The organism is Pseudomonas sp. LBUM1643 (assembly GCF_059716215.1).
In genome coordinates, this window is the sequence record NZ_CP166813.1 from 4440870 (window position 1) to 4463924 (window position 23055).

At 58.0% G+C, this 23055-nt stretch carries 25 protein-coding genes, 4 tRNA genes and 1 pseudogene; 12 read left to right on the forward strand and 18 right to left on the reverse strand.

The window, feature by feature from the left end; genetic code table 11:
• Positions 1 to 75: 75 nt before the first annotated feature.
• From clpP to ACA063_RS20035, 6 genes are all read right to left on the reverse strand, one after another.
• Positions 76 to 711: an ATP-dependent Clp endopeptidase proteolytic subunit ClpP gene (clpP, locus tag ACA063_RS20010; RefSeq protein ID WP_162440173.1), complete on the reverse strand. Its 636-nt coding sequence runs from the start codon at positions 709 to 711 to the stop codon at positions 76 to 78.
• A gap of 93 nt (positions 712 to 804) precedes the next feature.
• Entirely contained in the window at positions 805 to 2115 is a 1311-nt protein-coding gene (gene tig, locus ACA063_RS20015) for a trigger factor (RefSeq protein WP_497663072.1), read from the reverse strand.
• Between the two features lie 395 nt (positions 2116 to 2510).
• Positions 2511 to 2586, reverse strand: a tRNA-His gene (locus ACA063_RS20020).
• A 78-nt stretch (positions 2587 to 2664) separates the two neighbouring features.
• A tRNA-Leu gene (locus ACA063_RS20025) sits at positions 2665 to 2749 on the reverse strand.
• A 57-nt stretch (positions 2750 to 2806) separates the two neighbouring features.
• Positions 2807 to 2882 (reverse strand) — tRNA-His (locus tag ACA063_RS20030).
• A 33-nt stretch (positions 2883 to 2915) separates the two neighbouring features.
• A tRNA-Arg gene (locus ACA063_RS20035) sits at positions 2916 to 2992 on the reverse strand.
• Between the two features lie 275 nt (positions 2993 to 3267).
• Here ACA063_RS20035 and folD point away from each other — a divergent pair.
• Together folD and pbpG are read left to right on the forward strand one after the other, a co-directional pair.
• Positions 3268 to 4122, forward strand: coding sequence for a bifunctional methylenetetrahydrofolate dehydrogenase/methenyltetrahydrofolate cyclohydrolase FolD (folD, locus tag ACA063_RS20040; RefSeq protein ID WP_497663073.1), 855 nt, complete (start codon positions 3268 to 3270; stop codon positions 4120 to 4122).
• A 236-nt stretch (positions 4123 to 4358) separates the two neighbouring features.
• The gene (gene pbpG / locus ACA063_RS20045) at positions 4359 to 5297 is read left to right on the forward strand and encodes a D-alanyl-D-alanine endopeptidase (protein WP_497663074.1); all 939 of its coding nucleotides are present in this window, start codon (positions 4359 to 4361) and stop codon (positions 5295 to 5297) included.
• A gap of 56 nt (positions 5298 to 5353) precedes the next feature.
• Here the strand turns inward: pbpG and ACA063_RS20050 are convergent, their stop codons facing one another.
• The 3 genes and pseudogenes from ACA063_RS20050 to ACA063_RS20060 all read right to left on the reverse strand — a co-directional run bounded on the left by ACA063_RS20050 (position 5354) and on the right by ACA063_RS20060 (position 6603).
• Positions 5354 to 5560 (reverse strand): hypothetical protein, encoded by a 207-nt coding sequence (locus tag ACA063_RS20050; protein WP_497663075.1) that lies wholly within the window; start codon positions 5558 to 5560, stop codon positions 5354 to 5356.
• Positions 5561 to 5577: 17 nt separating this feature from the next.
• Complete coding sequence (locus ACA063_RS20055) at positions 5578 to 5784, reverse strand: DUF6021 family protein (RefSeq protein ID WP_497663076.1); 207 nt, start codon at positions 5782 to 5784, stop codon at positions 5578 to 5580.
• A 91-nt stretch (positions 5785 to 5875) separates the two neighbouring features.
• Positions 5876 to 6603 (reverse strand): annotated as a pseudogene (locus ACA063_RS20060) (cysteine peptidase family C39 domain-containing protein).
• 144 nt (positions 6604 to 6747) lie between these two features.
• Between ACA063_RS20060 and ACA063_RS20065 the strand changes: the two are divergent.
• The gene (locus ACA063_RS20065; RefSeq protein WP_497663077.1) at positions 6748 to 6930 is read left to right on the forward strand and encodes a hypothetical protein; all 183 of its coding nucleotides are present in this window, start codon (positions 6748 to 6750) and stop codon (positions 6928 to 6930) included.
• A gap of 79 nt (positions 6931 to 7009) precedes the next feature.
• On the opposite strand, the gene ACA063_RS20070 is transcribed toward ACA063_RS20065, so the two are convergent.
• Positions 7010 to 7759: a TerC family protein gene (locus tag ACA063_RS20070; protein WP_162440164.1), complete on the reverse strand. Its 750-nt coding sequence runs from the start codon at positions 7757 to 7759 to the stop codon at positions 7010 to 7012.
• 28 nt (positions 7760 to 7787) lie between these two features.
• Positions 7788 to 8030, reverse strand: coding sequence for a hypothetical protein (locus ACA063_RS20075; RefSeq protein ID WP_194692431.1), 243 nt, complete (start codon positions 8028 to 8030; stop codon positions 7788 to 7790).
• 135 nt (positions 8031 to 8165) lie between these two features.
• On the opposite strand from ACA063_RS20075, the gene nhaR reads away from it, so the two are divergent.
• Positions 8166 to 9065: a transcriptional activator NhaR gene (gene nhaR / locus ACA063_RS20080; RefSeq protein ID WP_162440162.1), complete on the forward strand. Its 900-nt coding sequence runs from the start codon at positions 8166 to 8168 to the stop codon at positions 9063 to 9065.
• A gap of 4 nt (positions 9066 to 9069) precedes the next feature.
• Here nhaR and ACA063_RS20085 read toward each other — a convergent pair whose 3' ends face one another.
• Positions 9070 to 10224, reverse strand: a complete 1155-nt coding sequence (locus tag ACA063_RS20085; RefSeq protein ID WP_497663078.1) for an MFS transporter — start codon at positions 10222 to 10224, stop codon at positions 9070 to 9072.
• Positions 10225 to 10560: 336 nt separating this feature from the next.
• Here ACA063_RS20085 and sstT point away from each other — a divergent pair, with 336 nt between their 5' ends.
• Positions 10561 to 11793 (forward strand): serine/threonine transporter SstT, encoded by a 1233-nt coding sequence (sstT, locus tag ACA063_RS20090; protein WP_497663079.1) that lies wholly within the window; start codon positions 10561 to 10563, stop codon positions 11791 to 11793.
• Between the two features lie 185 nt (positions 11794 to 11978).
• Here sstT and ACA063_RS20095 read toward each other — a convergent pair whose 3' ends face one another.
• Positions 11979 to 12488 (reverse strand): DUF1993 domain-containing protein, encoded by a 510-nt coding sequence (locus ACA063_RS20095; protein WP_162440159.1) that lies wholly within the window; start codon positions 12486 to 12488, stop codon positions 11979 to 11981.
• A 173-nt stretch (positions 12489 to 12661) separates the two neighbouring features.
• On the opposite strand from ACA063_RS20095, the gene ACA063_RS20100 reads away from it, so the two are divergent.
• The gene (locus ACA063_RS20100) at positions 12662 to 13855 is read left to right on the forward strand and encodes a GAF domain-containing sensor histidine kinase (protein WP_497663080.1); all 1194 of its coding nucleotides are present in this window, start codon (positions 12662 to 12664) and stop codon (positions 13853 to 13855) included.
• A gap of 43 nt (positions 13856 to 13898) precedes the next feature.
• A complete protein-coding gene (locus tag ACA063_RS20105; protein WP_194692434.1) occupies positions 13899 to 14546 on the forward strand; it encodes a YceH family protein in 648 nt (215 codons plus the stop codon).
• Positions 14547 to 14805: 259 nt separating this feature from the next.
• On the opposite strand, the gene ACA063_RS20110 is transcribed toward ACA063_RS20105, so the two are convergent.
• Positions 14806 to 15624, reverse strand: coding sequence for a shikimate 5-dehydrogenase (locus tag ACA063_RS20110; RefSeq protein WP_497663081.1), 819 nt, complete (start codon positions 15622 to 15624; stop codon positions 14806 to 14808).
• A 244-nt stretch (positions 15625 to 15868) separates the two neighbouring features.
• On the opposite strand from ACA063_RS20110, the gene ACA063_RS20115 reads away from it, so the two are divergent.
• From ACA063_RS20115 to ACA063_RS20125, 3 genes are all read left to right on the forward strand, one after another.
• On the forward strand, positions 15869 to 16249 hold the full coding sequence (locus tag ACA063_RS20115; RefSeq protein WP_497663082.1) for a hypothetical protein: 381 nt from the start codon (positions 15869 to 15871) through the stop codon (positions 16247 to 16249).
• Between the two features lie 265 nt (positions 16250 to 16514).
• Positions 16515 to 16709: a hypothetical protein gene (locus ACA063_RS20120; RefSeq protein WP_054053875.1), complete on the forward strand. Its 195-nt coding sequence runs from the start codon at positions 16515 to 16517 to the stop codon at positions 16707 to 16709.
• Positions 16710 to 16808: 99 nt separating this feature from the next.
• A complete protein-coding gene (locus ACA063_RS20125) occupies positions 16809 to 16991 on the forward strand; it encodes a hypothetical protein (RefSeq protein ID WP_162440154.1) in 183 nt (60 codons plus the stop codon).
• On the opposite strand, the gene ACA063_RS20130 is transcribed toward ACA063_RS20125, so the two are convergent.
• Positions 16988 to 18049 (reverse strand): AI-2E family transporter, encoded by a 1062-nt coding sequence (locus tag ACA063_RS20130; protein WP_497663083.1) that lies wholly within the window; start codon positions 18047 to 18049, stop codon positions 16988 to 16990. The genes ACA063_RS20125 and ACA063_RS20130 overlap by 4 nt on opposite strands.
• 174 nt (positions 18050 to 18223) lie before the next feature.
• Between ACA063_RS20130 and trhP the strand changes: the two genes are divergently transcribed.
• Positions 18224 to 19549, forward strand: coding sequence for a prephenate-dependent tRNA uridine(34) hydroxylase TrhP (gene trhP, locus ACA063_RS20135; protein WP_497663084.1), 1326 nt, complete (start codon positions 18224 to 18226; stop codon positions 19547 to 19549).
• A gap of 185 nt (positions 19550 to 19734) precedes the next feature.
• Here the strand turns inward: trhP and ACA063_RS20140 are convergent, their stop codons facing one another.
• Positions 19735 to 20607 carry a LysR family transcriptional regulator gene (locus ACA063_RS20140; RefSeq protein WP_497663085.1) on the reverse strand — a complete coding sequence of 291 codons (873 nt, stop codon included), beginning with the start codon at positions 20605 to 20607 and terminating at the stop codon, positions 19735 to 19737.
• Between the two features lie 96 nt (positions 20608 to 20703).
• Here ACA063_RS20140 and ACA063_RS20145 point away from each other — a divergent pair, with 96 nt between their 5' ends.
• Complete coding sequence (locus tag ACA063_RS20145; protein ID WP_497663086.1) at positions 20704 to 21597, forward strand: DMT family transporter; 894 nt, start codon at positions 20704 to 20706, stop codon at positions 21595 to 21597.
• 202 nt (positions 21598 to 21799) lie between these two features.
• On the opposite strand, the gene ACA063_RS20150 is transcribed toward ACA063_RS20145, so the two are convergent.
• Positions 21800 to 22030 (reverse strand): hypothetical protein, encoded by a 231-nt coding sequence (locus tag ACA063_RS20150; RefSeq protein ID WP_497663087.1) that lies wholly within the window; start codon positions 22028 to 22030, stop codon positions 21800 to 21802.
• Positions 22031 to 22122: 92 nt separating this feature from the next.
• Positions 22123 to 22998, reverse strand: coding sequence for a LysR family transcriptional regulator (locus ACA063_RS20155; protein ID WP_497663088.1), 876 nt, complete (start codon positions 22996 to 22998; stop codon positions 22123 to 22125).
• Between the last annotated feature and the right edge of the window lie 57 nt (positions 22999 to 23055).

Below are 23055 nucleotides of genomic sequence, written 5' to 3' on the forward strand. Positions count from 1 at the left end.
GAAGGCTATTGCGGGCTTTTTCAAGCCCGCCGATGATCAGACCAGCCGACCAAGCCTAAATTGAGCTGCTTATTTTTAAGCTGGGCGCTGGGCGATCACTTCGTCGATCAACCCGTAATCACGCGCGGCCTCTGCACTCATGAAGTTATCGCGGTTGGTATCGCGCTCGATTTCTTCAAGAGTGTGCCCGCTATGCTTGGCCATCAGCGTGTTGAGCCGCTCACGAATGAAGAGGATTTCCTTGGCATGGATTTCGATATCCGACGCCTGGCCCTGGAAACCGCCCAGTGGCTGGTGAATCATCACACGCGAGTTCGGCAGGCAGTAGCGCTTGCCAGGAGCACCGGCCGTCAGTAGGAAAGCGCCCATGCTGCACGCTTGACCGATACAGGTGGTCGACACGTTGGGTTTGATGAACTGCATGGTGTCGTAGATCGACATGCCCGCTGTCACCGAACCGCCCGGGGAGTTGATATAGAGATGGATGTCCTTGTCCGGGTTTTCCGCTTCAAGGAACAGCAGTTGCGCACAGATCAGGTTGGCCATGTAGTCCTCTACCGGACCCACCAGAAAGATCACTCGCTCTTTGAGAAGACGCGAGTAAATGTCGTAGGCGCGCTCGCCACGAGCGGACTGCTCGACAACCATCGGGACCAGGCCGCCTGCGGCCTGGATATCAGAGTTCTGCTGAATATACGAATTACGGAACATGCTCTGCAGTCACTCCCAAATAGTTATGTCTTGAATACGCATAAGCCAGCACGAAGGCTGGCTTATGGTGTGTACTTCTTAGCGCAGAAACGATCAGTCGGCTTGTGGAGCTTCTACCGGCTTGACTGATTCTTCGTAAGAGACCGATTTGTCGGTCACGTTAGCCTTCTGCAGAACAGTATCCACAACTTGTTCTTCAAGCACAACCGAACGAACTTCGTTCAGCTGCTGGTCGTTCTTGTAGTACCAAGACACAACTTGCTCAGGCTCCTGGTAGGCCGAAGCCATTTCCTGAATCATTTCGCGAACGCGGGTTTCGTCAGGCTTGAGGTCGAATTGCTTGACCACTTCAGCCACGATCAGACCCAGTACAACGCGGCGCTTGGCTTGCTCTTCGAACAGCTCGGCCGGCAGTTGGTCAGGCTTGATGTTGCCGCCGAATTGCTGAACAGCCTGCACGCGCAGACGGTCAACTTCGTTGGACAGCAGAGCCTTAGGCACTTCGATCGGGTTGGTGGCCAGCAGACCATCCATTACCTGATTCTTGACCTTGGATTTGATCGCCTGACGCAGTTCGCGCTCCATGTTCTTGCGAACTTCGGTGCGGAAGCCTTCCAGACCGGTTTCCTTGATGCCGAATTGAGCGAAGAATTCTTCGTTCAGTTCTGGCAGTTTTGGCTCGGAAACAGTGTTCACGGTAACGGTGAACTCAGCGGTTTTGCCAGCCAGGTCGAGGTTCTGGTAGTCCTCTGGGAAGGTCAGGTTCAGAACGCGCTCTTCGCCGGCTTTAGCGCCAACCAGACCGTCTTCGAAACCAGGGATCATGCGACCGGAACCCAGAACCAGCTGAGTACCCTTGGCGGAACCACCAGCGAACACTTCACCGTCAACCTTGCCAACGAAATCGATGTTCAGCTGGTCTTCGTTCTGGGCAGCGCGATCGGCCACTTCAAAACGGGTGTTCTGCTTGCGCAGCACGTCCAGCATCTTGTCCAGATCGGCGTCGGTCACTTCAGCGCTCAGGCGCTCAACAGCGATACCGTCGAAACCCGCTACGGTGAACTCAGGGAACACTTCGAAAATGGCTACGTATTCCAGATCTTTGCCCGCTTCAAGCGATTTCGGCTCGATCGAAGGAGCGCCAGCCGGGTTCAGCTTCTGCTCAACAACGGCTTCGTAGAAAGAGGACTGGATGACGTCGCCAACAGCTTCCTGACGCGCATCAGCACCAAAACGGCGCTTGATTTCGCTCATCGGCACTTTGCCTGGACGGAAGCCAGCAATCTTGGCCTTTTGGGCAGTCTGCTGCAGACGCTTGTTGACCTGAGTCTCGATGCGCTCAGCCGGCACGGTGATGCTCATGCGGCGCTCAAGAGCAGAAGTATTTTCAACAGAAACTTGCATGGATATTCCTCGTTGCACAGACGTTGGCCGGCCGTTTCCGACCCCAGAATCAAGGGCATGCATTCTAGTAGGTCAAACTCAAGAAGTCACCCTACTGAAAACGGGTAAAAACGCAGCAGGCAATTTATAGGTGCGAATGCACGAATGCATCTCGCCCTGGTAGCAAATAAAGCCAATCACGCCAAGGCTCTGCGCCAACCCTTCTATATATAGAAGCGGTTGCCAGTCATTGCCCTGGCAGCCGACCGTGCGAGCATGGCCGGCGGGCAGTGCGGCATCATCGAGAAACATAAATACGACGAAACGCCCTGCTCATACGACCCAGAACCTGCGGCCGGTGAATACTCAGAAACAAAAAAGGCGCCAGACTATTAAATCTGGCGCCTTTCGAAATATGGGGTGGACGAAGGGGATCGAACCCTCGACAACGGGAGTCACAATCCCGTGCTCTACCAACTGAGCTACGCCCACCATCTTGCATAACAAAGAAGCAAAACAACTTCTTCGTTGAACTCCTACCAGGCCAATCGGCATGAGAGAAGTTTTAATTGGTGCGGATGAAGAGACTCGAACTCTTACGCCTCGCGGCGCTGGAACCTAAATCCAGTGTGTCTACCAATTCCACCACATCCGCGGATTGAAGCTGTTAAAGCAAAGGCGCCAGACTGTTAATCTGGCGCCTTTCGAAATATGGGGTGGACGAAGGGGATCGAACCCTCGACAACGGGAGTCACAATCCCGTGCTCTACCAACTGAGCTACGCCCACCATATCGCGCTACTTGTGCCAAAGCTGCCTAAATGGCGCACCCGGCAGGACTCGAACCTGCGACCATCCGCTTAGAAGGCGGATGCTCTATCCAGCTGAGCTACGGGCGCCTTGTTAATCTGTACTCTTGGACGACTACAAACTAAGTGCTTTCCAGCCTTGCAGAACCGTAACTCTGCTTGACCTTCTTAACCAGTGCTAGGCTGTGCCCGACAAGTGCGACGAATAGTATAGACCCCCCTAGGGGTCGTCAAATCCTTTTTAAAAAAAATTCATTTAATTAAAGGGGTTAGGGGAATTTGCAGACCAAGCGCCTTTGCCCTCACCTCATGACATGCGAGAATGCGTTCTCTTTTTTTCCCCTCTCGATGGTTAATCACGCGCAATGACTGCACAACTAATCGACGGCAAATCGATCGCCGCCAGCCTGCGCCAGCAGATCGCCAAACGCGTTACCGAGCGTCGCCAGCAAGGCCTGCGCACGCCCGGTCTCGCGGTGATCCTGGTCGGCAGCGATCCTGCCTCTCAGGTTTATGTCTCGCACAAGCGTAAAGACTGTGAAGAGGTCGGCTTCCTTTCCCAAGCCTACGACCTGCCTTCCGAAACCACTCAGGAAGCACTCACCGATCTGATCGATCGACTGAACGAAGACCCGGCAATCGATGGTGTTCTGCTTCAGCTTCCCCTGCCGGAACACCTGGACGCCTCGAAATTGCTCGAGCGCATTCGCCCGGACAAAGACGTTGACGGCTTCCACCCGTACAACGTCGGCCGTCTGGCCCAGCGTATTCCGCTGCTGCGTCCGTGCACACCCAAAGGCATCATGACCTTGCTGGAAAGCACCGGTGTCGACCTTTACGGCATGGATGCAGTGGTTGTCGGAGCTTCCAATATCGTTGGTCGCCCGATGGCGATGGAACTGTTGCTGGCGGGTTGCACCGTCACCGTCACCCACCGCTTCACCAGGGATCTCGCCGGCCACGTCGGCCGTGCCGATCTGGTGGTGGTGGCCGCCGGCAAGCCGGGCCTGGTCAAGGGTGAATGGATCAAGGAAGGCGCGATCGTGATCGACGTCGGCATCAACCGCCAGGACGACGGCAAGCTGGTCGGTGACGTCATCTACGAAACCGCCCTGCCCCGCGCTGGCTGGATCACTCCGGTTCCTGGCGGCGTTGGCCCGATGACCCGAGCCTGCCTGTTGGAAAACACGCTGTATGCGGCGGAAACGCTGCACAGCTGAGTTCACGTAGCGACATGAACGTGAAAAAAGAACCCCGCCAATGGCGGGGTTCTTTTTGCCTGAAGAAAAATGCCTACCGCTCGCCGGAAACCTGCTGTTTTGTGCGGCTTTTCAAGGACTTTCACCCGTTATTTCATCAACCATCGACAGTTCTTCAGCCATACTCCTAAAATGCGTCGGTTTTAAGAAACAGCCCGTTACAAAACGGCTTATCCACCTCTTATGAGTTTGCCAGCGTGAAAATCCGTCTTTCCATCCTGAGCCTAGTGTTTGCAGTTACAGGGACTCTCATCACGCCAGCGGTCAACGCAGCAGAAACCACCGCGGCGCCTCGGGACACGTCGCAGCTGAAGATCGCCTCGGGCAGCGCACTGCTGATGGACATGCAGACGAACAAAGTCATCTACGCCAGCAACCCGGACGTGGTGGTACCGATCGCCTCCGTCAGCAAATTGATGACCGGCCTGGTCATTGTTGAAGCCCGGCAGAACATGGATGAGTACATCAACATCAACATCAGCGACACGCCTGAAATGAAAGGCGTCTTCTCCCGGGTCAAGCTCAATAGCGAAATGCCTCGCCGGGAAATGCTGCTGATTGCCTTGATGTCTTCGGAAAACCGCGCCGCCGCCAGCCTTGCCCATCATTATCCGGGCGGCTACGTCGCGTTTATCGCCGCCATGAACGCCAAGGCAAGGGCACTGGGCATGACCAGCACCCACTTCGTCGAACCTACCGGTCTGTCCCCGCGCAACGTCTCCACTGCCCGCGACCTGAGCAAATTGCTGGTCGCCGCGCACAAGTACCCGCTGCTCACCGAGCTGAGCACCACCAAGGAAAAAACCGTTTCGTTTCGCAAGCCCAACTACAGCCTGGGTTTCCGCAACACCGATCACCTGGTCAACAAACCGAACTGGGACATTCGCTTGACCAAGACGGGCTTCACCAATCAGGCCGGCCACTGCCTGGTGCTCGTAACGACCATGGGAAATCGCCAGGTGGCGTTAGTGATCCTTGATGCTTTCGGCAAGTACACACACTTTGCCGATGCCAGTCGTATTCGCAGCTGGGTTGAAACCGGCAAAGGCGCGAACGTACCGTCGGTGGCGCTGCAGTACAAATCAGAGAAGAACCTCAAGAACCGCCAGAGCGGCGTGGTAGAAGCGTCGAAGTAAGCCGCCTCCAACCAAAAGAAAGCCCCGATCGTCGGGGCTTTTTTCATCCTGCTGAGTCAATCGTTGGGCAACGGCATCTGATCGTCATCGGGAATGCCGTCTCCAGCACTGGAATCTTTCGTGTGTTCGGTCGGCACCACCAGCGGCCTTGCCATCGGATCCCTCATGGGGCTGTCCGGGTCCATGACCGGGTCGATCTCATCCTCGGGCGTGGTTGGAACACTGTCCGGGCGTTTGTCGTTGAAACTCGAATCGGTAGACATAGGCACCTCACGAGACATCAGGGTTTGAGATCAGCAAGCGGGTCGTAGGGCTTCGCCGGAGCCTTGTCATCGTCACCCGGCTTAACGTCCCGGGGCGCTTTCGCGGGCCCGATGGGATCCACCTGAGGATCAGAGACATCAGGCGAGTCAGGGTCGAACCCCAGATCATCGCCGGATGAGTGTTCCGACGAATGCGGGCCTGCGGGAGTATTGGACTGTGCCATGGGCGCCTCCTTGGTCTGGCCCGGAACATCCGGGCCTTATCCGTTAAGAGGTCAACGACGCGCGTCGGTGCCCGGCAGATGACGAACGGACTTATTGTGCGCCAAGCGCCTTGGTAGCACGGGCAGCGGCTTGTTCCTGACCCGCCTGAGCCAGCTCGTCAGCGGCTTTCAACCAGCGAGATTGATCGACATTGGCTGGAATCTGGTTTGGCTTCTGAATCAATACCGCCCAGCCACCCGCATCCTTGAACGACGACTCGAATGAACTGAAGCTCATCAGTGCCCGGCGATTCATCCCCGCACGCAGCAGCACGGTCTGCTTCTGAGTGTTGTAGCCGGCGAGGATGGCGTAACGCGGTTCAGCCCAGAAAGCCGAGCCTTCGGTGAAACGCACCATGACCGGGTACCCGGCGGCCACCTGCGTTAGCAACGCGGGCAGATTGCTGTCCAGCGGGTAGACAACCATGCCGTACTCACGGGCAAGGTTCAGCATGTTCTGCTGCAACCGGGCTTCGTCTCCCGGCAAGTGCAGCGGCTTGTCGAGCAAGCCCGGTGTGATGACCACACCCTGTTGGGACAGCAGGCTGGCCAGCACCTGAGGGCCACTTTGATTGTCCTGCCCACGATAGAACGTACCGCTGAGTTCGACCCTCTCCGGCAGACGCTTGATCTCGGGCGCAACGCTCCCCGCACAACCCGCCAGGCCCGCAACAACACCCGCCAGCAGCACCGTAGAAACAATTCGAGAAAATACCCGCACCATCATCACTCTCTGTTCAGACGCCGGGCCATCGCGCTCCCGGCTTGGCCGTCGATCATAGGACGCGGCGCCCCCCGCGGTATAGCCTTATAGGTCAGACGTGCACATTCGATAGAGCGAACTGGTTGGTGACAGGCGACCTTTGATCAATAGCCTGAAACATGGCAGCGACTAGACTGTCACTTGGAAAGAGTGTGTGCCCGATGCAGGGCGAAGAGGAGGCACTGATGAGCCTGGCAATGACCATAGTAATGCTGATTTCGGGCTGGCTGGCCGTCGCCGCCGCCATGTTGTGGGGTGTGCTGCGTATCGCTCGCCGGCACCATCATCCGCCTGTTCAATCCGCACCGGCGCCAAAGACTGCCAAGGTCGCGACCGCTCACTGACCGTCGCGTTTGAACCGCCCAAACAAAAACGGCCGCCTGCATTCTTTCGAGTACAGGCGGCCGTTTTATTTAACGGGGTTTAAGCTTCAGCGGCGATACGCTTCTGCCTGGCCTTGCGCGACATCATGTTCAAGCATTCGATCGTTGCCGAGAACGCCATCGCTGCATACACGTAACCTTTCGGTACATGGGCGCCAAAACCTTCGGCGATCAGTGTCATGCCGATCATGATCAGGAAGCCCAGCGCCAACATCACCACCGTCGGGTTGTCGTTGATGAACTTGGCCAATGGATCAGCCGCCAGCAACATCACCAACACCGACACCACCACCGCGATGATCATGATCGGCAAATGCTCGGTCATGCCGACGGCGGTAATGATGCTGTCGATGGAAAACACCATGTCCAGCATCAGGATCTGACCGATCGCGGCGGCAAAGCCCAGGGTCACGGTCGAGGTGGCGGACTTCGGATCTTCCGGTGCCGGGTCCATGCTGTGATGGATCTCGGTGGTCGCCTTCCACAACAGGAACAGACCACCGGCGATCAGAATCATGTCCTTCCAGGAGAACGCGTGACCGAGAATCTCGATCACCGGCGCCGTCAACTGAACGATGAACGCGATGGTACTCAGCAACGCCAGACGCAGAATCAACGCCATGCCGATACCAATGCGCCGCGCTTTCTGCCGGTGTTCCATTGGCAGCTTGTTGGTCAGGATCGAAATAAAGATCAGGTTATCGATGCCGAGCACGATCTCCATTACCACCAACGTGGCCAAGGCGACCCAGGCGGTGGGGCTTGCAGCAAGTTCTAAAAGGTATTCCATGGGTCAGTCCTGACTCGTTTAAGGCGGTTTAGATTTCCTGGGACGAAGATTCTTTTTTCTCGTTATCTTCGTCCGATGATTCTTTCTGGCTGATCAACCCGCCCGTGGCGTCGCTGATCGCTTGTTCGGCGGCTTTGTGAGTATCGTCGATAGCCTGCTTGGCCGTTTCGGCCGCCTTGCCCATCAGTTGCTGAGCGCTTTTCTCAGCCTGATCGCAGCCCGCCAATAGCAGTAAAGACGCAATCAACACTGCTGTGGTTTTAAGCTTCATGTCGCTTTCCTCGATAGAACAAACAGAGCCAATACAGTGGCCCGTTGATAGCGACGCATTCTAGGGAGACAAACACTTCAGTAAAATTCGTATTTTTAGCGGTTATACTTCGGTTTTTACGAACTGTAGAACGACATGCTCAACTACCGTCAATTGCACTACTTCTGGGTCGTCGCCAAAACCGGCAGCATCGTGCGTGCCTGCGAGCAATTGAATCTGACGCCGCAAACCATCAGCGGGCAGATCTCCTTGCTTGAACAAACCTATGGCATTGAATTGTTTCGGCGGGTAGGTCGACAACTGGAACTCACCGAAGCCGGGCGGCAGACCCTAACCTACGCCGAGCAAATGTTTCAGCTGGGGGGCGAACTGGAGTTGATGCTGCGGGCGCAACCCAATGAGCAGCAGATTCTGTTTCGGGTGGGTGTCGCGGACGTGGTGCCCAAATCCATCGTCTATCGCCTGATCGCGCCCACCATGGAATTGAGCGAGCCGCTGCGCATCACCTGCCGCGAAGACAAGCTCGAACGCCTGCTGGCCGACCTGGCGATCCAGCGCCTGGACCTGGTGATCTCCGACAGCCCGATGCCCTCTCACCTCGACATCAAAGGCTACAGCCAGAAACTCGGCGAATGCGGTATCAGCTTTTTCGCCACCGCCACCCTGGCCGCGCAATATGGCCAGGATTTTCCTCGCAGCCTCAACGGTGCGCCGTTGCTGATTCCCGGGCCGGAAACCGTCGTGCGCAGTCGCTTGCAACGCTGGTTCGCCGAGCAGCAGATCCAGCCGCGCATCGTTGGCGAGTTCGATGACAGCGCCCTGATGCAAGCGTTTGGCCAGTCCGGCAGCGGGATTTTCATCGGGCCAAGCGTGATTGCCGATGAAGTGAAACGCCAATATGGCGTGGAACTGATTGGCCAGACCGACGCCGTGACCGAGTCGTTCTACGCCATTTCAGTGGAGCGCAAGGTCAAGCACCCCGGCATCGTTGCGATTACCGAAGGTGCCCGACGCGAGCTGTTTACCGCGGTATAAACACTCAGGCGCAGAGTTCACGCGGCTTGAAGGTCATCAAGGCGATCGACAACAAAATCGACGCCAGGATAAACGCCGCCGCCGCAAAACCGAGGCCTTGCAAACCGACGCTGTCGATCACCCGCCCGCCGACCATAGCCCCCAGGCCGATGCCAAGGTTGGCGCCGGCAATGTTCAGCGAGGCGGCAAAGGCTGGCGCCTCCGGGGCGGCTTTCATCAGCCGTACATGGCTGACCAGGAACAACGCGGCCTGCGTCACGCCCCAGATGCCCATCGCCGCTGCCAGTCCAACCGGCGAATGAATGTTCGGCACCAACGCCACCATGCCGGCGATCATGAACGCGCAGAACATCATCGAAGCGATCAGTGGGTGACGGTCCACCGCTCGGCCACCCAGCGAGTTGCCAATCAGCCCTACGGCGCCAAAGCCCATCAGGCACCAGCCAACCACGGTGCCGTTGAAACCGGCCAGTCGTTCGAGGATGTCCGCCAGATAGGTATAAGCCGTGAACATGCCGCTGAACACCAGGACCGACAGCACCACGTGGCCGATCATCAACGGGCTGCGCAGGATCTTGAACTGCGAACGGAAACTCACCTGGTGCTGGTGCAAATCGGTTTGCGGCAGGTAGATAAACAGCAGCAGCGCCTTGGCAAACGCAATCACCGCCAAAATGCCGAAGGCACTGCGCCAGCCAAACGCATCGGAAATCAACGTACCGACCGGAATGCCAAACACGGTGGCGCAGACAATGCCGAAACCGATCTTGGCAATCGCCCGTCCGGCGTAATCGGGCCCGACAATGTCCACCGCCGTCTCACTGGCCAACGCCCAGAACACCGGCAGCCCGAGCGCCGGAATCAGCCGCGCAATGGCCATCACCCAAATGTTCGGCGCGAAGGCGGCCAGTGTGTTGGCGAGACCGAACATGATCAGCACCGAGATAAACAGCTTGCGGCGCTCGAACCGGGCGAAGTACGCCGTGAGGAACGGCCCGAATGCGGCGACGGTGAAGGCGAACAGCGTCACCAGCAGCCCCGCTTGCGGGATGCTGACTTCCAGATCACGGGCGATGGCCGGCAACAGGCCGACGATGACGAATTCCGTGGTCAGCACCGTGAAACCGGCGGCCGACAACAGAAGGATGGGCAACAGCATGCAGAACTCCAGAAAACGACGACACCAGCGATAGCCCGAGGGCCCACTGGCAGAACATGAAAATGAGGATGCGCAATCTTAACAGAGTGTTTCCAGACGCGGTTGCACAAACCTGCCTATTGCGTTGAATGCCCCGGCGGCAGTTCGTCACAGGTCTGAAGGATCCGGCCTACGCTGTGATAAAGTCCGCGCCCTGAAAAACGTATGCCCTGTGTTCATCGACCGTCATTAGCGTCGATGTCGCGACACTTTTCGGTTTCCTGCCTGTGGCCTGCCTGCTTGTTGCCACAGGAATGGCGAAGCCTCGCACTTATAAAAAATCAGAGATGCCGTTTTATGACTGCTTCATCCCCTTCTCTATTGCAACGCCTGACACGCTTGAGCCTGGTTACGCAAATCGTGATCGGCCTGCTTGCCGGTATCGCGCTGGCCCTGTTTGCACCTGACGTGGCGAAGTCCACGGCGTTCATCGGCAAAGTGTTCGTCTCCGCGCTAAAAGCGGTCGCACCGATTCTGGTGTTTGTGCTGGTGATGGCATCGATTGCCAACCACAAGCACGGCCAGGAAACCCATATTCGGCCGATTCTGTTTCTGTACCTGCTGGGCACGTTCGCCGCCGCAGTGGTCGCGGTCGTCGCCAGCATGATGTTTCCGTCGAACCTGGTGCTGTCTACCCAGGACGTTGCGGTGACCGCGCCGGGCGGCATTGGCGAAGTGCTGCAAAGCCTGCTGCTGAGCGTGGTCGACAACCCGGTCAGCGCCCTGATGAACGCCAACTTCATCGGCATCCTCGCCTGGGCCATCGGCATGGGCATTGCCATTCGCCATGCCGGCGACACCACCCGCGAAGTGCTGGGCGACCTGTCCAACGGCGTGACCCTGATCGTGCGCCTGGTGATCCGTTTTGCGCCCTTGGGCATCTTCGGCCTGGTGGCCTCGACCCTGGCCACCTCCGGTTTCGGCGCCCTGATCGGCTACGCGCACCTGCTGGCGGTGTTGCTGGGCTGCATGCTCTTCGTGGCACTGGTGATGAACCCGCTCATCGTGTTCTGGAAGCTGCGTCGCAACCCGTATCCACTAGTGTTGACGTGCCTGCGCGAGAGCGGCATCACGGCCTTCTTCACCCGCAGTTCGGCGGCGAACATTCCGGTCAACCTGGAATTGAGCAAACGCCTGGGCCTGCACGAAGACACCTACTCGGTCTCGATCCCGCTGGGTGCGACCATCAACATGGCCGGCGCGGCAATCACCATCACCGTGCTGACGCTGGCAGCGGTGCATACACTGGGTATCGCCGTGGACATCCCGACGGCCATCCTGCTGAGCGTCGTTGCAGCAATCTGCGCGTGCGGCGCCTCGGGTGTGGCCGGCGGCTCGTTGCTGCTGATCCCACTGGCGTGCAGCCTGTTTGGCATCCCGAGCGAAATCGCCATGCAAGTGGTCGCGGTCGGCTTCATCATCGGCGTGTTGCAGGACTCGGCGGAGACGGCGCTGAATTCGTCGACCGATGTGCTGTTCACCGCGGCGGCTTGCCTGGGTGAAGAAGAGAAAGCCGCACGAAGCGCCTGACACAAATCCCCTGTGGGAGCTAGCCTGCTAGCGATTCGGTGGGTCATTCAACCTTGATGTCGACTGACACGCCCTCATCGCGAGCAGGCTCACTCCCACAGGTTCTGCGGTGTAGATAAAAAATGAACACATGAAAAAGCCCGCCAAGGCTTACACCTTCGCGGGCTTTTTTGTGGCTGGGCGGTTTAGAACGCGCCCATGTAATCGCGCTTGCCCACTTCCACACCGTTGTGACGCAGCAAGGCGTAGGTGGTGGTGACGTGGAAGAAGAACTGCGGCAGGCCGTAGCTGAGCAGGTAAGCCTGGCCACTGAAGCGCTTCTCTTTTGGCGTGCCAGGACGGGTAACGATCTCGATGCCTTCCTTGCCATTGATCTGCTCTGGCTTGATCTCGCCGATGTAGGCCAGAACCTTGGTGATCAGCGCTTGCAGCTCGGCGAAGGTGGTTTCGGTGTCTTCGTACTTCGGCACTTCAACTTCAGCCAGACGCGAGGAAACGCCTTTGGCGAAATCGACGGCGATCTGCACCTGGCGTACCAACGGGAACATGTCCGGGTACAGACGAGCCTGCAGGAAGGCATTTGGATCAATGTTCTTGGCCGTGGCGTGGGCTTCAGCCTTGTTCAGCACATCGCTCAGGGCGTTGAGCATTTGCTTGAACACAGGAACGGAAGCGTCATACAGGGAAATGGTCATGGCAGTCTCATGGGTGACAGGAGGAAAAACGTGGAGGCGATTATAGCCTTGGAAACGGATGGCACGTTGGTGTCGATGCGCTGCAATCAGTTACTGATGAACACGCCAGTCCATTCGCCACAGCGAGGAATTAGGGATAATCTCTGATCAAATTCCTTTCCGTCCCAGGCCCAATGACCCACGCAGATTTCACTCCAGACGTTGAAGCCATCCGCAGCATCGATGCGGTGCCGGTGATTCTGAGCATGGTCAAGCACCTCACCGGGATGCGCTTCGCTGCCGTGGCACGAGTGACCGAGCAAAAGTGGATCGCCTGCGCGGTCGATGACTCCATTGATTTCGGGCTCAAGCCCGGCGGAGAACTGGTCCTGGAGTCGACCATCTGTCACGAGATTCGCCAGCATCGTACGCCGGTGATTTTCGGTCATGCCAGCCATCATCCGATTTTCTCGCAGCATCACACGCCCAGGACTTATGGCCTGGAGAGTTATATCTCGATTCCCATCGTCAAGGCCAATGGCGACTTCTTCGGCACCCTGTGTGCCATCGACTCGGTACCGGCGAACCTTGACGAGCCTGCCATCGCCAAGACTCTCACCCTCTTCGCGCAACTGATTGCGATGAGTCTCGACAGTCAAAGCCACCTTGAAATCACGAAAGAGGCCTTGGTCGTGGCCAATGAACATGGCCGGTTGCGCGAGCAGTTCGTCGCGGTGCTCGGGCATGACCTGCGAACGCCGTTGAGCGCCGTCCGCATGAGCGCTGATCTGCTGGAAACCAAGACCGAGGACAAACGCTCCCTGAGCCTTATTTCAGCCATCCGCAACAGCTCGATACGCATGGGTGTGCTGATCGAAAACGTCCTGGATTTCGCACGAGGGCGCATGGGTGGCGGGATCCCGGTCAAGCGCCAGCTTGTCGATGACTTGAGTCATACGCTCAAGCAGACCCTGGACGAAGTTCAGGCATCGCACCCAAGGGCGCAGTTGATTCACTCGCTGGATGTACCAAGCGGTGTCCATTGCGATGCGCTGCGCATCAGCCAGTTGTTATCGAACCTCCTCGGAAATGCCGTCACTCACGGCTCAACCGCAGCGCCCATCAGCGTGCGGGCCTTTACCGAGGAGGACGAGATTGTGATCAGCGTCACCAATCAGGGCTCACCGATCCCACCCGCCTTGATGCCCTTGCTGTTCGAGCCCTTTACCCGCTCGGAAGCCGGGCAACGGGGCGAGGGCCTGGGGTTGGGGCTTTACATCGCCTCGCAAATTGCCACCGCACACAACGGAACGTTGAGCGTCACCTCGACGCTGGAATCGGGAACCTGCTTTACCGCAAGATTTCCGGCTCGATTCAAATGGGTATGAGTTGAGGTTTGCCAGACCCGACTGCCAATTAGGGATAGAAAAAATGAGCACCGAGCAAGAAACCACCTTCGACGAGCCACGGCTCAACAGCACGGAAATCCGCATCCTTGGCTCGCTGATCGAAAAGCAGGCCACCAGCCCGGAAACCTACCCGCTGACCCTCAATGCACTGGTGATTGCCTGCAATCAGAAAACCAGCCGCGAACCGGTGATGAACCTCACTCAGGGTCAGGTCGGACAAAGCCTGCGTGCCCTTGAAGGACGCGGGTTCACCAAACTGGTGATGGGCAGCCGCGCTGACCGCTGGGAGCATAAAGTCGACAAGGCACTGGAGTTAGTGCCGGCGCAGGTCATCCTGGCGGGATTGTTATTTTTGCGCGGTCCACAAACGGTCAATGAACTGCTGACCCGCAGCGGCCGCATGCATGACTTCGAAGATGCAGAACAGGTGGTGCATCAACTGGAGCGCCTGATTGCTCGCGGTCTTGCACTGTTGATCCCGCGTCAGGCGGGCCAGCGTGAAGACCGTTACATGCACGCCCTGGGTGACCCGGCGGACATCGAGGTGATCCTCGCCGCTCGGCAGAACCCTGCGGAAAGAGGCTCGGGGAGCGGTGTTTCGCTGGAGCGGATCGAAGAGCTGGAAGCGCGGATTGCCGCGCTGGAAGAGCGCCTTTCCCGCCTCGAATAGTTCAGGCAACACATTTCTCGCAGGGAATAACCTGAAACACGCGTTTCCCGTGTAGGAGCTGCCGAAGGCTGCGATCTTTTGATCTTATTTTTTTCAGATATTTCAGAATCAAGATCAAAAGATCGCAGCCTTCGGCAGCTCCTACATAGGGAACATTATTCCCCATCCCAATAATCCACCCCAACCCGCCTGCCTTGCCACGGCCCCAAGGCGGATCTCCCCTTCCCCGGCCACGCCGTAAAACATCCATCTTCAAACGTCAGCTGCGTGCAAACTCTACCGCTTTGCGAAATTGCTCATCCGTCGGGCGCACGCCGGTGTACAACACAAATTGCTCCAGTGCCTGGATGGCGATGACTTCAAGCCCGGTGATCACCCGCTTGCCTTCTGCACGACCTCGTACGATCAGCGGCGTTTCCGAAGGGATTGCCACCACATCGAAAACAGTTTCCGCGCTTTGTATCGCTTCAGCATCAAACGCGAGTTGATCCGCTTCCGGTCCGCCAGACATTCCGACCGGAGTGACATTGATCAGCATTTGCGGGCGCAAGTCCGCCAGTTCAGCTCGCCATTCATAGCCCAGTGACTCTGCCAAGGCGCGACCGGTGCGCTCGTTGCGCGCGACGATCTGGCCGTTTTTATACCCGCCATCGCGCAAGGCGCTTGCCACGGCCTTGGCCATGCCACCGCTGCCACGCAGGGCAAACGTCGACTCCTTGGGGACTTGATGGGTTTCCAGCAACTGGGCAATGGCAATGTAGTCGGTGTTGTAAGCCTTCAAATGGCCATTCGTGTTGACGATGGTGTTGATCGACTGAATCGCCGCAGCGGAAGGGTCCAGCTCGTCAACCAGGGCAATACACGCCTCCTTGAACGGCATCGAAACGCCGCAACCGCGTATGCCCAAGGCACGAATGCCACCCACCGCGCCGGGCAAGTCCTGACTGCTGAACGCCTTGTAGTAGAAATTCAGCCCCAACTGCTCGTAAAGGTGGTTGTGAAAGCGCAGGCCAAAGTTCCCGGGGCGCCCTGAGAGCGACATGCACAATTGGGTATCGCGGTTGGGGTTCATCTGCATGAAACTTCTCCTTCAAATGCACTTTCAGATGGACGGGATTAGCCATTCCATCGTGTTCTGTTCGATCATAAAGGCCTGTGTTCACTGGGGAACCCGACCGTAAGGAAGCCGGTACAGACCTTACACAAAATTTACCTTGAGGCCGTGCTGAATTTCGAAAAAGCGCTGTCTTAGAAGTATCCCCGCGACAATCCTTGGGTCTATTGCAGACACAAGCGCCGGGTCGAAGAACCGAGGAATTATCATGATCCGTAAACTCCCCACAGTTGCCTTGCTGATTGGCGCCCTCGCCATCGCAGGACAGGCTCAAGCCCATGGCGGTGGCGGTAACAACTGGCAAGGCCCAGCGGTGTTTGGTGCGATTGTCGGCTCGGCCATTGTCGGTTCGGCCCTGATTAACGCCAACCGGCCGGTGTATGTAGAGCAACCGGTCTACGCGCAACCGCAGCCCGTCTATGTTCAACAACCGCCGCCACCGGTCTACTACCAGCCGGCACCGGTCTATGTGCAACAGCCGGTTTATTATCAACCGGCGCCCGTGTATTACGGACCACCCCGTGGCTACTACGGTCCTCCCCGTTATTACGGCCCGCCTCGCGGCTACTACGGTGGCCGGCACTACTGATAGCGTTGCAGCTACTTACCGCTACAGGCCATCAATCAGGCCCCGCCTCATCAGCGGGGCCTTTTTTGTGCCCGCGCATCGGTACAGTGTCTGGATAACTCCCATCAAGGTCGCTGTCGGGACAGTCTCGATGCCCAAAAAAGGCAAGATTAAGCTGAACAGCCTTACCTCACCTTGGGGAAAACGGTCATATTTATGTCATGACGGGTCCGCACAGTTGGCACTGTCCGCTCCCTAACAGGTCAATAACAACAAGGACGACCTCATGCCCACGCAGAACCCGCACCGCAATGTCGGCTTGTGCACCTCCAGCAAGGTGTACAACACGCTCACCGAACTCAAGCACCTGGAAGGCCATCGCAGCGCCAAATTTCTTTCGCTGCTGGCGGAAAACCTGGTGCGCAAGGGCCTGCTCAACGAGCAGGAAGTGGTGCACATGCTGGACCTGGTTGTCGACTGATCCAACACTCACTGGCGTCAATGACCACTATCGAAAGCGTTGATTGTCCGTCTTGACGCCAGGTCCGTAAGGTAACTCCATCAAGCGATGGAGGTATGTATGTCCCAGGTCCAGATCATGTCCGTAATCGGTAGCGCCGTTCCCGCCCCTTTGAGAGAGCTGGGATTACTCGCCTGCTGGTATCTGATGCAGGACGGCGAGCCCATCAGTGGCCCGCTGACCTCGCTGCCAGCGGCAAAAGCGCTGTCGCAACGCATCGACTCGGGTCGACTCAGCGCCTAAGGCAGTTGCACCCGCGGTTTGGTTTCGCTGAAGATCGCCCAGCTCGACATGAAGAGCGCGGCGATCAACGGCCCGATCACAAAGCCGTTGAGCCCAAACACCGCCATGCCACCCAGGGTTGAAATCAGAATCATGTAATCCGGCATTTTGGTGTCCTTGCCCACCAGAATCGGGCGCAGCACGTTATCCACCAGCCCGATCACGAACACCCCAAACAGTGCCAGCACCACGCCTTGCCAGATCGCACCGGTCAGCAGAAAGTAAAGCGCCACCGGTCCCCAGACGATCCCCGCCCCCACCGCTGGCAACAGCGACAGAAATGCCATCAGCACGGCCCAGAGCAACGCGCTCGGGATATCCAGAAACCAGAAAATCAAACCGCCCAAGGCACCTTGCGTGACCGCTACCAGCAGGTTGCCTTTCACGGTTGCGCGCACCACACGATTGAATTTGAGCTGCAAGCGACGCTTCTGGTGTTCCTGCAACGGCACCGCCGCCCGGACCTTGCGCGCCAGCTCGGGACCGTCGCGCAAAAAGAAAAACAGCAGGTACAGCATGATGAAGAAACTGACGATGAACTCAAAGGTGCCCTGGCCGAAACTGAACGCCTGGGACGCCAGGACCTGGCCACCGGTCATTGCGCTCTTGACCAGCTTCTCGCGCAACCCGTTCAGCTCGCCCATGCCGAACCGGTCGAGCAAATGCTGGAAGTACATCGGCAAGCTGTGTTTGAACTGCGCGACATAAGCCGCAATATCCAGCTCGCCGCTTTCCACGCTCTTGTAGAACAAGGCCCCTTCTTGAACCAGTAAGGCGCTGATGATGATCACCGGCAAAATCGCGATCACCAGGCACACGCCCAAGGTGCACAGCGACGTGACGTTACGCTGCCAGGCAAACTTCATTTGCAGGCGTCTTTGCAACGGCGCAAAGACGATTCCAAGAATCACCGCCCAGAAAACGGCCCCGTAAAAGGGCAGCAAAATCCAGATAAAGGCGGCGGTGACCACAAACAGCAGTATCACCAGTGATTTGTTCTGTAATGTCTTTTCGTTCATGTCCGATCCATGTCAGTCCGCAGGGGGCACGCTCTTGTCGTTAAGAGCGGTCCTGATGCTTAGTCCGCCACGGTTCGCGCGAGTGCCATCCGTCTGTTCATCAAGCATAGATCCAGATCAATAAACCCTCGGCTCAAGCCGCTTACTCTGCGCGGCTTTTGCGACCACCTACCCATGACCCTTTCATCCCCAGAGCTGCTCGCCCCCGCCGGCACCTTGAAAAACATGCGTTATGCCTTCGCCTACGGCGCCGATGCGGTCTATGCAGGGCAGCCGCGCTACAGCTTGCGGGTGCGCAATAACGAATTCGATCACGCCCATCTCGCGGTCGGCATTCGCGAAGCCCAGGGCCTGGGCAAGCGCTTCTATGTCGTGGTGAACATTGCCCCGCACAACGCCAAGCTGAAAACCTTTCTCAAAGACCTCGAGCCGGTCATTGCCATGGGCCCGGACGCGCTGATCATGTCCGATCCGGGACTGATCATGCTGGTGCGCCGGCACTTCCCGCAGATGCCGATCCACCTGTCGGTGCAGGCCAATACAGTGAACTGGGCGAGCGTGGAGTTCTGGCAACAGCAAGGCCTGAGCCGGATCATCCTGTCGCGGGAACTGTCCCTGGAGGAAATCGCCGAAATCCGCCAGCAAGTGCCGGGCATGGAGCTCGAGGTGTTTGTCCACGGCGCGCTGTGCATGGCTTATTCCGGCCGCTGCCTGCTGTCGGGGTACATGAACAAGCGCGATGCCAATCAGGGCAGTTGCACCAACGCCTGCCGCTGGAAGTATTCGGCCCAGGAAGCCACGCAAAACCAGCTTGGCGACATCGTCCAGACCTTCCAGCCAGAACCGACCCTGGGCCTCGGCGCGCCGACCGACCAGGTGTTTCTGTTGCAGGAAGCCAATCGCCCTGGCGAACTGATGCCGGCGTTCGAGGATGAACACGGCACCTACATCATGAACGCCAAGGACCTGCGCGCCGTGCAACACGTCGAGCGTTTGACGCAGATGGGCGTGCACTCACTGAAAATAGAAGGTCGTACCAAATCCCACTTCTATTGCGCGCGAACCACTCAGGTCTATCGCCAAGCCATCGACGACGCAGTGGCCGGACGTGATTTCGACCGCAGCCTGATGACCGACCTGGAATCATTGGCCCAGCGCGGTTACACGGAAGGATTTCTGCGCCGTCACGTGCATGACGAATACCAGAACTACCAGAACGGCAGCTCGGTCTCGGAGCGCCAGCAGTTCGTCGGTGAACTGACCGGCGAGCGCCTGGGTCGGCTGGCCGAGGTCAAGGTCAAGAACCGCTTCGGTGTGGGCGACCACATGGAACTGATGACACCCAAGGGCAACTTTCATTTCGATCTTCATCAATTGCAGAACGGCAAAGGCGAAGCTATCGCAGTGGCACCGGGGGATGGGCACACGGTGTACCTGCCGATACCGGAGGCGGTGGAATTGAAATTTGGGTTGTTGATGCGGGATGTCGCCGCAGACTGATTGACCTGATCAATCCAGTTCACCTGATCCGCCTGACACCTGACACCTGATCCGCCTGACTTGCTTGATTGACTGTAGGAGCTGTCGAGTGAAACGAGGCTGCGATCTTTTGATCTGGCCCTAAAAAACAAAGATCAAAAGATCGCAGCCTCGTTTCACTCGACAGCTCCTACGGTCCTACGGTCCTACGGGTCCTTCTGAAACTCCTCCCGCAGCATCCCGACGAACGCTTCCCGCGCCGGGTGAACTCCGGCGTTTTCATGCCAGTAAAACAGGTTTTCGATCGCCGTCAGTTCAGCAAACTCATACCCCACACAGCCCGCGCCCTTGGCGTATTGATCGAACACCCCTTTGGGCACCAGTGCCACCCCTGCCCCTGCGCTGACACAGCCGACAATGGCACCGTAACTGGCCAGGCTGACAATCGGCAGCGCCTGACCCTGCCGCAACAACCAATGCTCAAGCGCCGCTCGATAAGGACAACCCTGAGGCCACATGAACACCGTCTTATCGTGCAAATCCGAGATATCACGCACCGGCCCCAGAGACGTCGAGGCAATCAGCAACAGGTCTTCGCGATACATCGGCGTGCGCTTGAGCTGCGCGCGCTCGACATCCACCGCGACGATCGCACCGTCGAGCCGGTGATTGAGCGTGTCATCGAGCAGCTGGCTCCAGGTCCCGGTGGTCAATTCCAGCGCAATGGCGGGATAGCGCTTGTGGAACCGGGCCAGCAAACGGGGCAATCGCCCCGTCGCCGAGGACTCGATGGCGCCTATGCGCAATGGCCCGGACGGCTCGGCAGAAGGATCCACCGCACGCTTCGCTTCAACGGTCAGCGCCAGGATTTTCGATGCATACACCAGAAACGTCTGCCCGGCAGGACTGATTCTCAGCCCGCGCCCCTCGCGCAGAAACAGCGCCACACCCAACTCCGCCTCCAGTGCCTTGATCCGCGCCGTGATGTTTGACGGCACGCAATGCAAAAGCTCGGCCGCCCGGGCAATGCTGCCGACGTCGGCAACGGTTTTGAACATACGAATCTGCGCCAGCTCCATACATCACCAAAAGTGAACATTTGACGCAGTATAAGTCAGTTGTGGAGAGCCATGAGGATTCCGATACTCGTTTTATTCCCCCAACGGTCTACGTCCATGAAACCTTTGCGCCCCCTGAAAATCGTGCTGTCGATGGCGTTTGTCGTCGCCTGTTGGGCTTACTCCCCCACGGGCATTCACATCGGCTTGCAAGCCTATGATCCAGGCCATCTCGCGTTACTGCGATTTCTGGTGGCCTCAGCATTCATGGTCGGCGTCGCGGCCTTTAAAGGCATACGCCTGCCGCGCATCCGCGACGTGCCCCTGTTGTTTGGGCTCGGCTTTTTCGCCGTAAGCCTGCACCACGTTGCAATCAACTTCGGCCAACAAGGTGTCAGCGCCGGCGCTTCCAGCGTGCTGGCGCAAACAACTCCGCTGTTCAGCACGCTGCTGGCGCGTTTTGTTTTCAAAGACCGGGTGAGTGTGTGGCGTTGGGGGTGTGTTTTTCTGGGATTGATCGGCGTCGTCACGGTGGTGGCCGGGGATCGCGGCTTCGGCAGCATCGACGCTCACGGCCTGTTGATCCTGCTGTCGGCGGTGTCCTGGAGTTTCTACTTTGCGCTGCAAAAGCATCACACCGGACGCTACGACGGCGTGACCCTCGTTTGCTACACCGTGTGGGCGGGGACGGCGCTGCTGCTGATTTATCTGCCTGGCCTGGCCGCGCAGGTAGTCAGCGCACCGGTTCATGTGCAGTTGGCAGTGGTGGCGTTGGGCGTGTTTCCAAGCGCACTCGCCTACCTGGCGTGGGCGTATGTACTGGCCCACGTTGATCTGAGCCGGGCGACCATGACGCTGTACCTGGTGCCGCCGACGGCCATGGCGATCGCTTCGTATGCACTGGGGGAACGACCGACAATGATGATCCTGGTTGGCGCGATGGTGGTATTGGTCAGTGTGCTGGCATTGAATCTGGAGCGCAGGCCGGTAGCGATTCCCGCCAGTGTCTGATCCCTGTGCAAGGCTTGCCCGCGATGACGGTGGCACAGTCAAAAATTGTTTTGCCTGAGAGTCTGCTATCGCCAGCAGGCTGGCTCCCACATTGGATCTTTAGGGCTCATGCGATCAGTGTGGGAGCTAGCCTGCTGGCGATGAACGATGACGCGGCCATCCGGCCCCACACAAAAAACCCGGCACACTGGCCGGGTTCTGTTTAACGTCTGTCATCGGACAGCGGTGTGGGTTCATCCGCCGGAGGCATGTCTTCGTCCGCCGTCGGATCCTTCCAGTCTTCGGGTCGATCCGCATCGGCTTCCGACGGATCCCGCGAGGGGTCCATGCCAGGAGGTGCGTCGTGATCCATCGTTGGCTCGTCGGTGCCGGGCATAGGTCGGGTTGGGTCTGTGTTGGGGGTTCCACCCTGATACGTTGATTCGTTAGCCATGACGCACCTCATTGATGAGGTCCAGCAAATCTGGGCCGTATACGTTGGAAACAGACGCGCAGATGGCGTGCTATCGAGTTGACGAACGGCGGTCAGCGGCACGCTACTTCAAGCAACCACTCCTTGAACGCCTCCATGGCCGATGTTTGCGGACGCGATTGCAAACGGGTCAACCAGTAGCTGCCAGTGGTGATGCCTATGGCGAACGGTTGTTCGATGGCCCCCGTCGACAGGTGTCGGCTAAACATCAGCGGCGGCGCCAATGCCACACCCGTCCCCTGGAGCGCCGCCTCCATCATCGCCAGTGAAGAATCGAACACTACGCTTCGGGTTGAGGCCGAAACTCCCGGCAGCCCCGTTGCCTTGAACCACTCCGGCCACTCGTCCGCGCGATAAGAGCGCAACAGGGTTTGCTTCAACAGGTCTGCCGGCGTTTTCACTTGCCGGGCGATAGCGGGTATACACAACACCGACAGCGGGGCCTCGATCACCCGCACAGCTTCAGTTCCGTGCCACGCCCCGGCGCCAAAGCGAATGGCATAATCGAGCCCTTCAGCCGCCACATCGACCCGGTTGTTATGGGTCGACAGGCGCACATCTATGAGTGGATATTTCGCCTGAAACTCGGGCAGGCGTGGCAATAACCAGCCGACCGCGAAGGTGCCCACCGCACCGACGGTCAAGACTTCGCGAAAATGCCCGCCCACAAATTGCTCGAGGGTCTGGGCGATTCGGTCAAAGGATTCGCGCAGCACCGGCAACAGTGTTTCACCCTCACTGGTCAGCATCAGGCCACGGGGCAAGCGTTTGAACAGCGTGACGCCCAGCACGGACTCGAGGCTTTTGACTTGATGACTCACCGCCGCCTGGGTGACACACAACTCCACCGCTGCTCGGGTAAAACTCAAATGCCGAGCGGACGCTTCGAAGGCGCGCAGCGCATTAAGAGGCAGGAGAGGCCGGATCATGTTCACCTTATAATTTTTCTAATGGCTCGTACGAGATATCGTCGGTTGTAGAGCAAT

Coding starts and splice junctions, on each gene's coding strand:
- clpP (WP_162440173.1), bottom strand. CDS start 711: ATGTTCCGTAATTCGTATATTCAGCAGAACTCTGATATCCAGGCCGCA.
- tig (WP_497663072.1), bottom strand. CDS start 2,115: ATGCAAGTTTCTGTTGAAAATACTTCTGCTCTTGAGCGCCGCATGAGC.
- folD (WP_497663073.1), top strand. CDS start 3,268: ATGACTGCACAACTAATCGACGGCAAATCGATCGCCGCCAGCCTGCGC.
- ACA063_RS20050 (WP_497663075.1), bottom strand. CDS start 5,560: ATGTCTACCGATTCGAGTTTCAACGACAAACGCCCGGACAGTGTTCCA.
- ACA063_RS20055 (WP_497663076.1), bottom strand. CDS start 5,784: ATGGCACAGTCCAATACTCCCGCAGGCCCGCATTCGTCGGAACACTCA.
- ACA063_RS20065 (WP_497663077.1), top strand. CDS start 6,748: ATGCAGGGCGAAGAGGAGGCACTGATGAGCCTGGCAATGACCATAGTA.
- ACA063_RS20070 (WP_162440164.1), bottom strand. CDS start 7,759: ATGGAATACCTTTTAGAACTTGCTGCAAGCCCCACCGCCTGGGTCGCC.
- ACA063_RS20075 (WP_194692431.1), bottom strand. CDS start 8,030: ATGAAGCTTAAAACCACAGCAGTGTTGATTGCGTCTTTACTGCTATTG.
- nhaR (WP_162440162.1), top strand. CDS start 8,166: ATGCTCAACTACCGTCAATTGCACTACTTCTGGGTCGTCGCCAAAACC.
- ACA063_RS20085 (WP_497663078.1), bottom strand. CDS start 10,224: ATGCTGTTGCCCATCCTTCTGTTGTCGGCCGCCGGTTTCACGGTGCTG.
- sstT (WP_497663079.1), top strand. CDS start 10,561: ATGACTGCTTCATCCCCTTCTCTATTGCAACGCCTGACACGCTTGAGC.
- ACA063_RS20095 (WP_162440159.1), bottom strand. CDS start 12,488: ATGACCATTTCCCTGTATGACGCTTCCGTTCCTGTGTTCAAGCAAATG.
- ACA063_RS20100 (WP_497663080.1), top strand. CDS start 12,662: ATGACCCACGCAGATTTCACTCCAGACGTTGAAGCCATCCGCAGCATC.
- ACA063_RS20105 (WP_194692434.1), top strand. CDS start 13,899: ATGAGCACCGAGCAAGAAACCACCTTCGACGAGCCACGGCTCAACAGC.
- ACA063_RS20110 (WP_497663081.1), bottom strand. CDS start 15,624: ATGCAGATGAACCCCAACCGCGATACCCAATTGTGCATGTCGCTCTCA.
- ACA063_RS20115 (WP_497663082.1), top strand. CDS start 15,869: ATGATCCGTAAACTCCCCACAGTTGCCTTGCTGATTGGCGCCCTCGCC.
- ACA063_RS20120 (WP_054053875.1), top strand. CDS start 16,515: ATGCCCACGCAGAACCCGCACCGCAATGTCGGCTTGTGCACCTCCAGC.
- ACA063_RS20125 (WP_162440154.1), top strand. CDS start 16,809: ATGTCCCAGGTCCAGATCATGTCCGTAATCGGTAGCGCCGTTCCCGCC.
- ACA063_RS20130 (WP_497663083.1), bottom strand. CDS start 18,049: ATGAACGAAAAGACATTACAGAACAAATCACTGGTGATACTGCTGTTT.
- trhP (WP_497663084.1), top strand. CDS start 18,224: ATGACCCTTTCATCCCCAGAGCTGCTCGCCCCCGCCGGCACCTTGAAA.
- ACA063_RS20140 (WP_497663085.1), bottom strand. CDS start 20,607: ATGGAGCTGGCGCAGATTCGTATGTTCAAAACCGTTGCCGACGTCGGC.
- ACA063_RS20145 (WP_497663086.1), top strand. CDS start 20,704: ATGAAACCTTTGCGCCCCCTGAAAATCGTGCTGTCGATGGCGTTTGTC.
- ACA063_RS20150 (WP_497663087.1), bottom strand. CDS start 22,030: ATGGCTAACGAATCAACGTATCAGGGTGGAACCCCCAACACAGACCCA.
- ACA063_RS20155 (WP_497663088.1), bottom strand. CDS start 22,998: ATGATCCGGCCTCTCCTGCCTCTTAATGCGCTGCGCGCCTTCGAAGCG.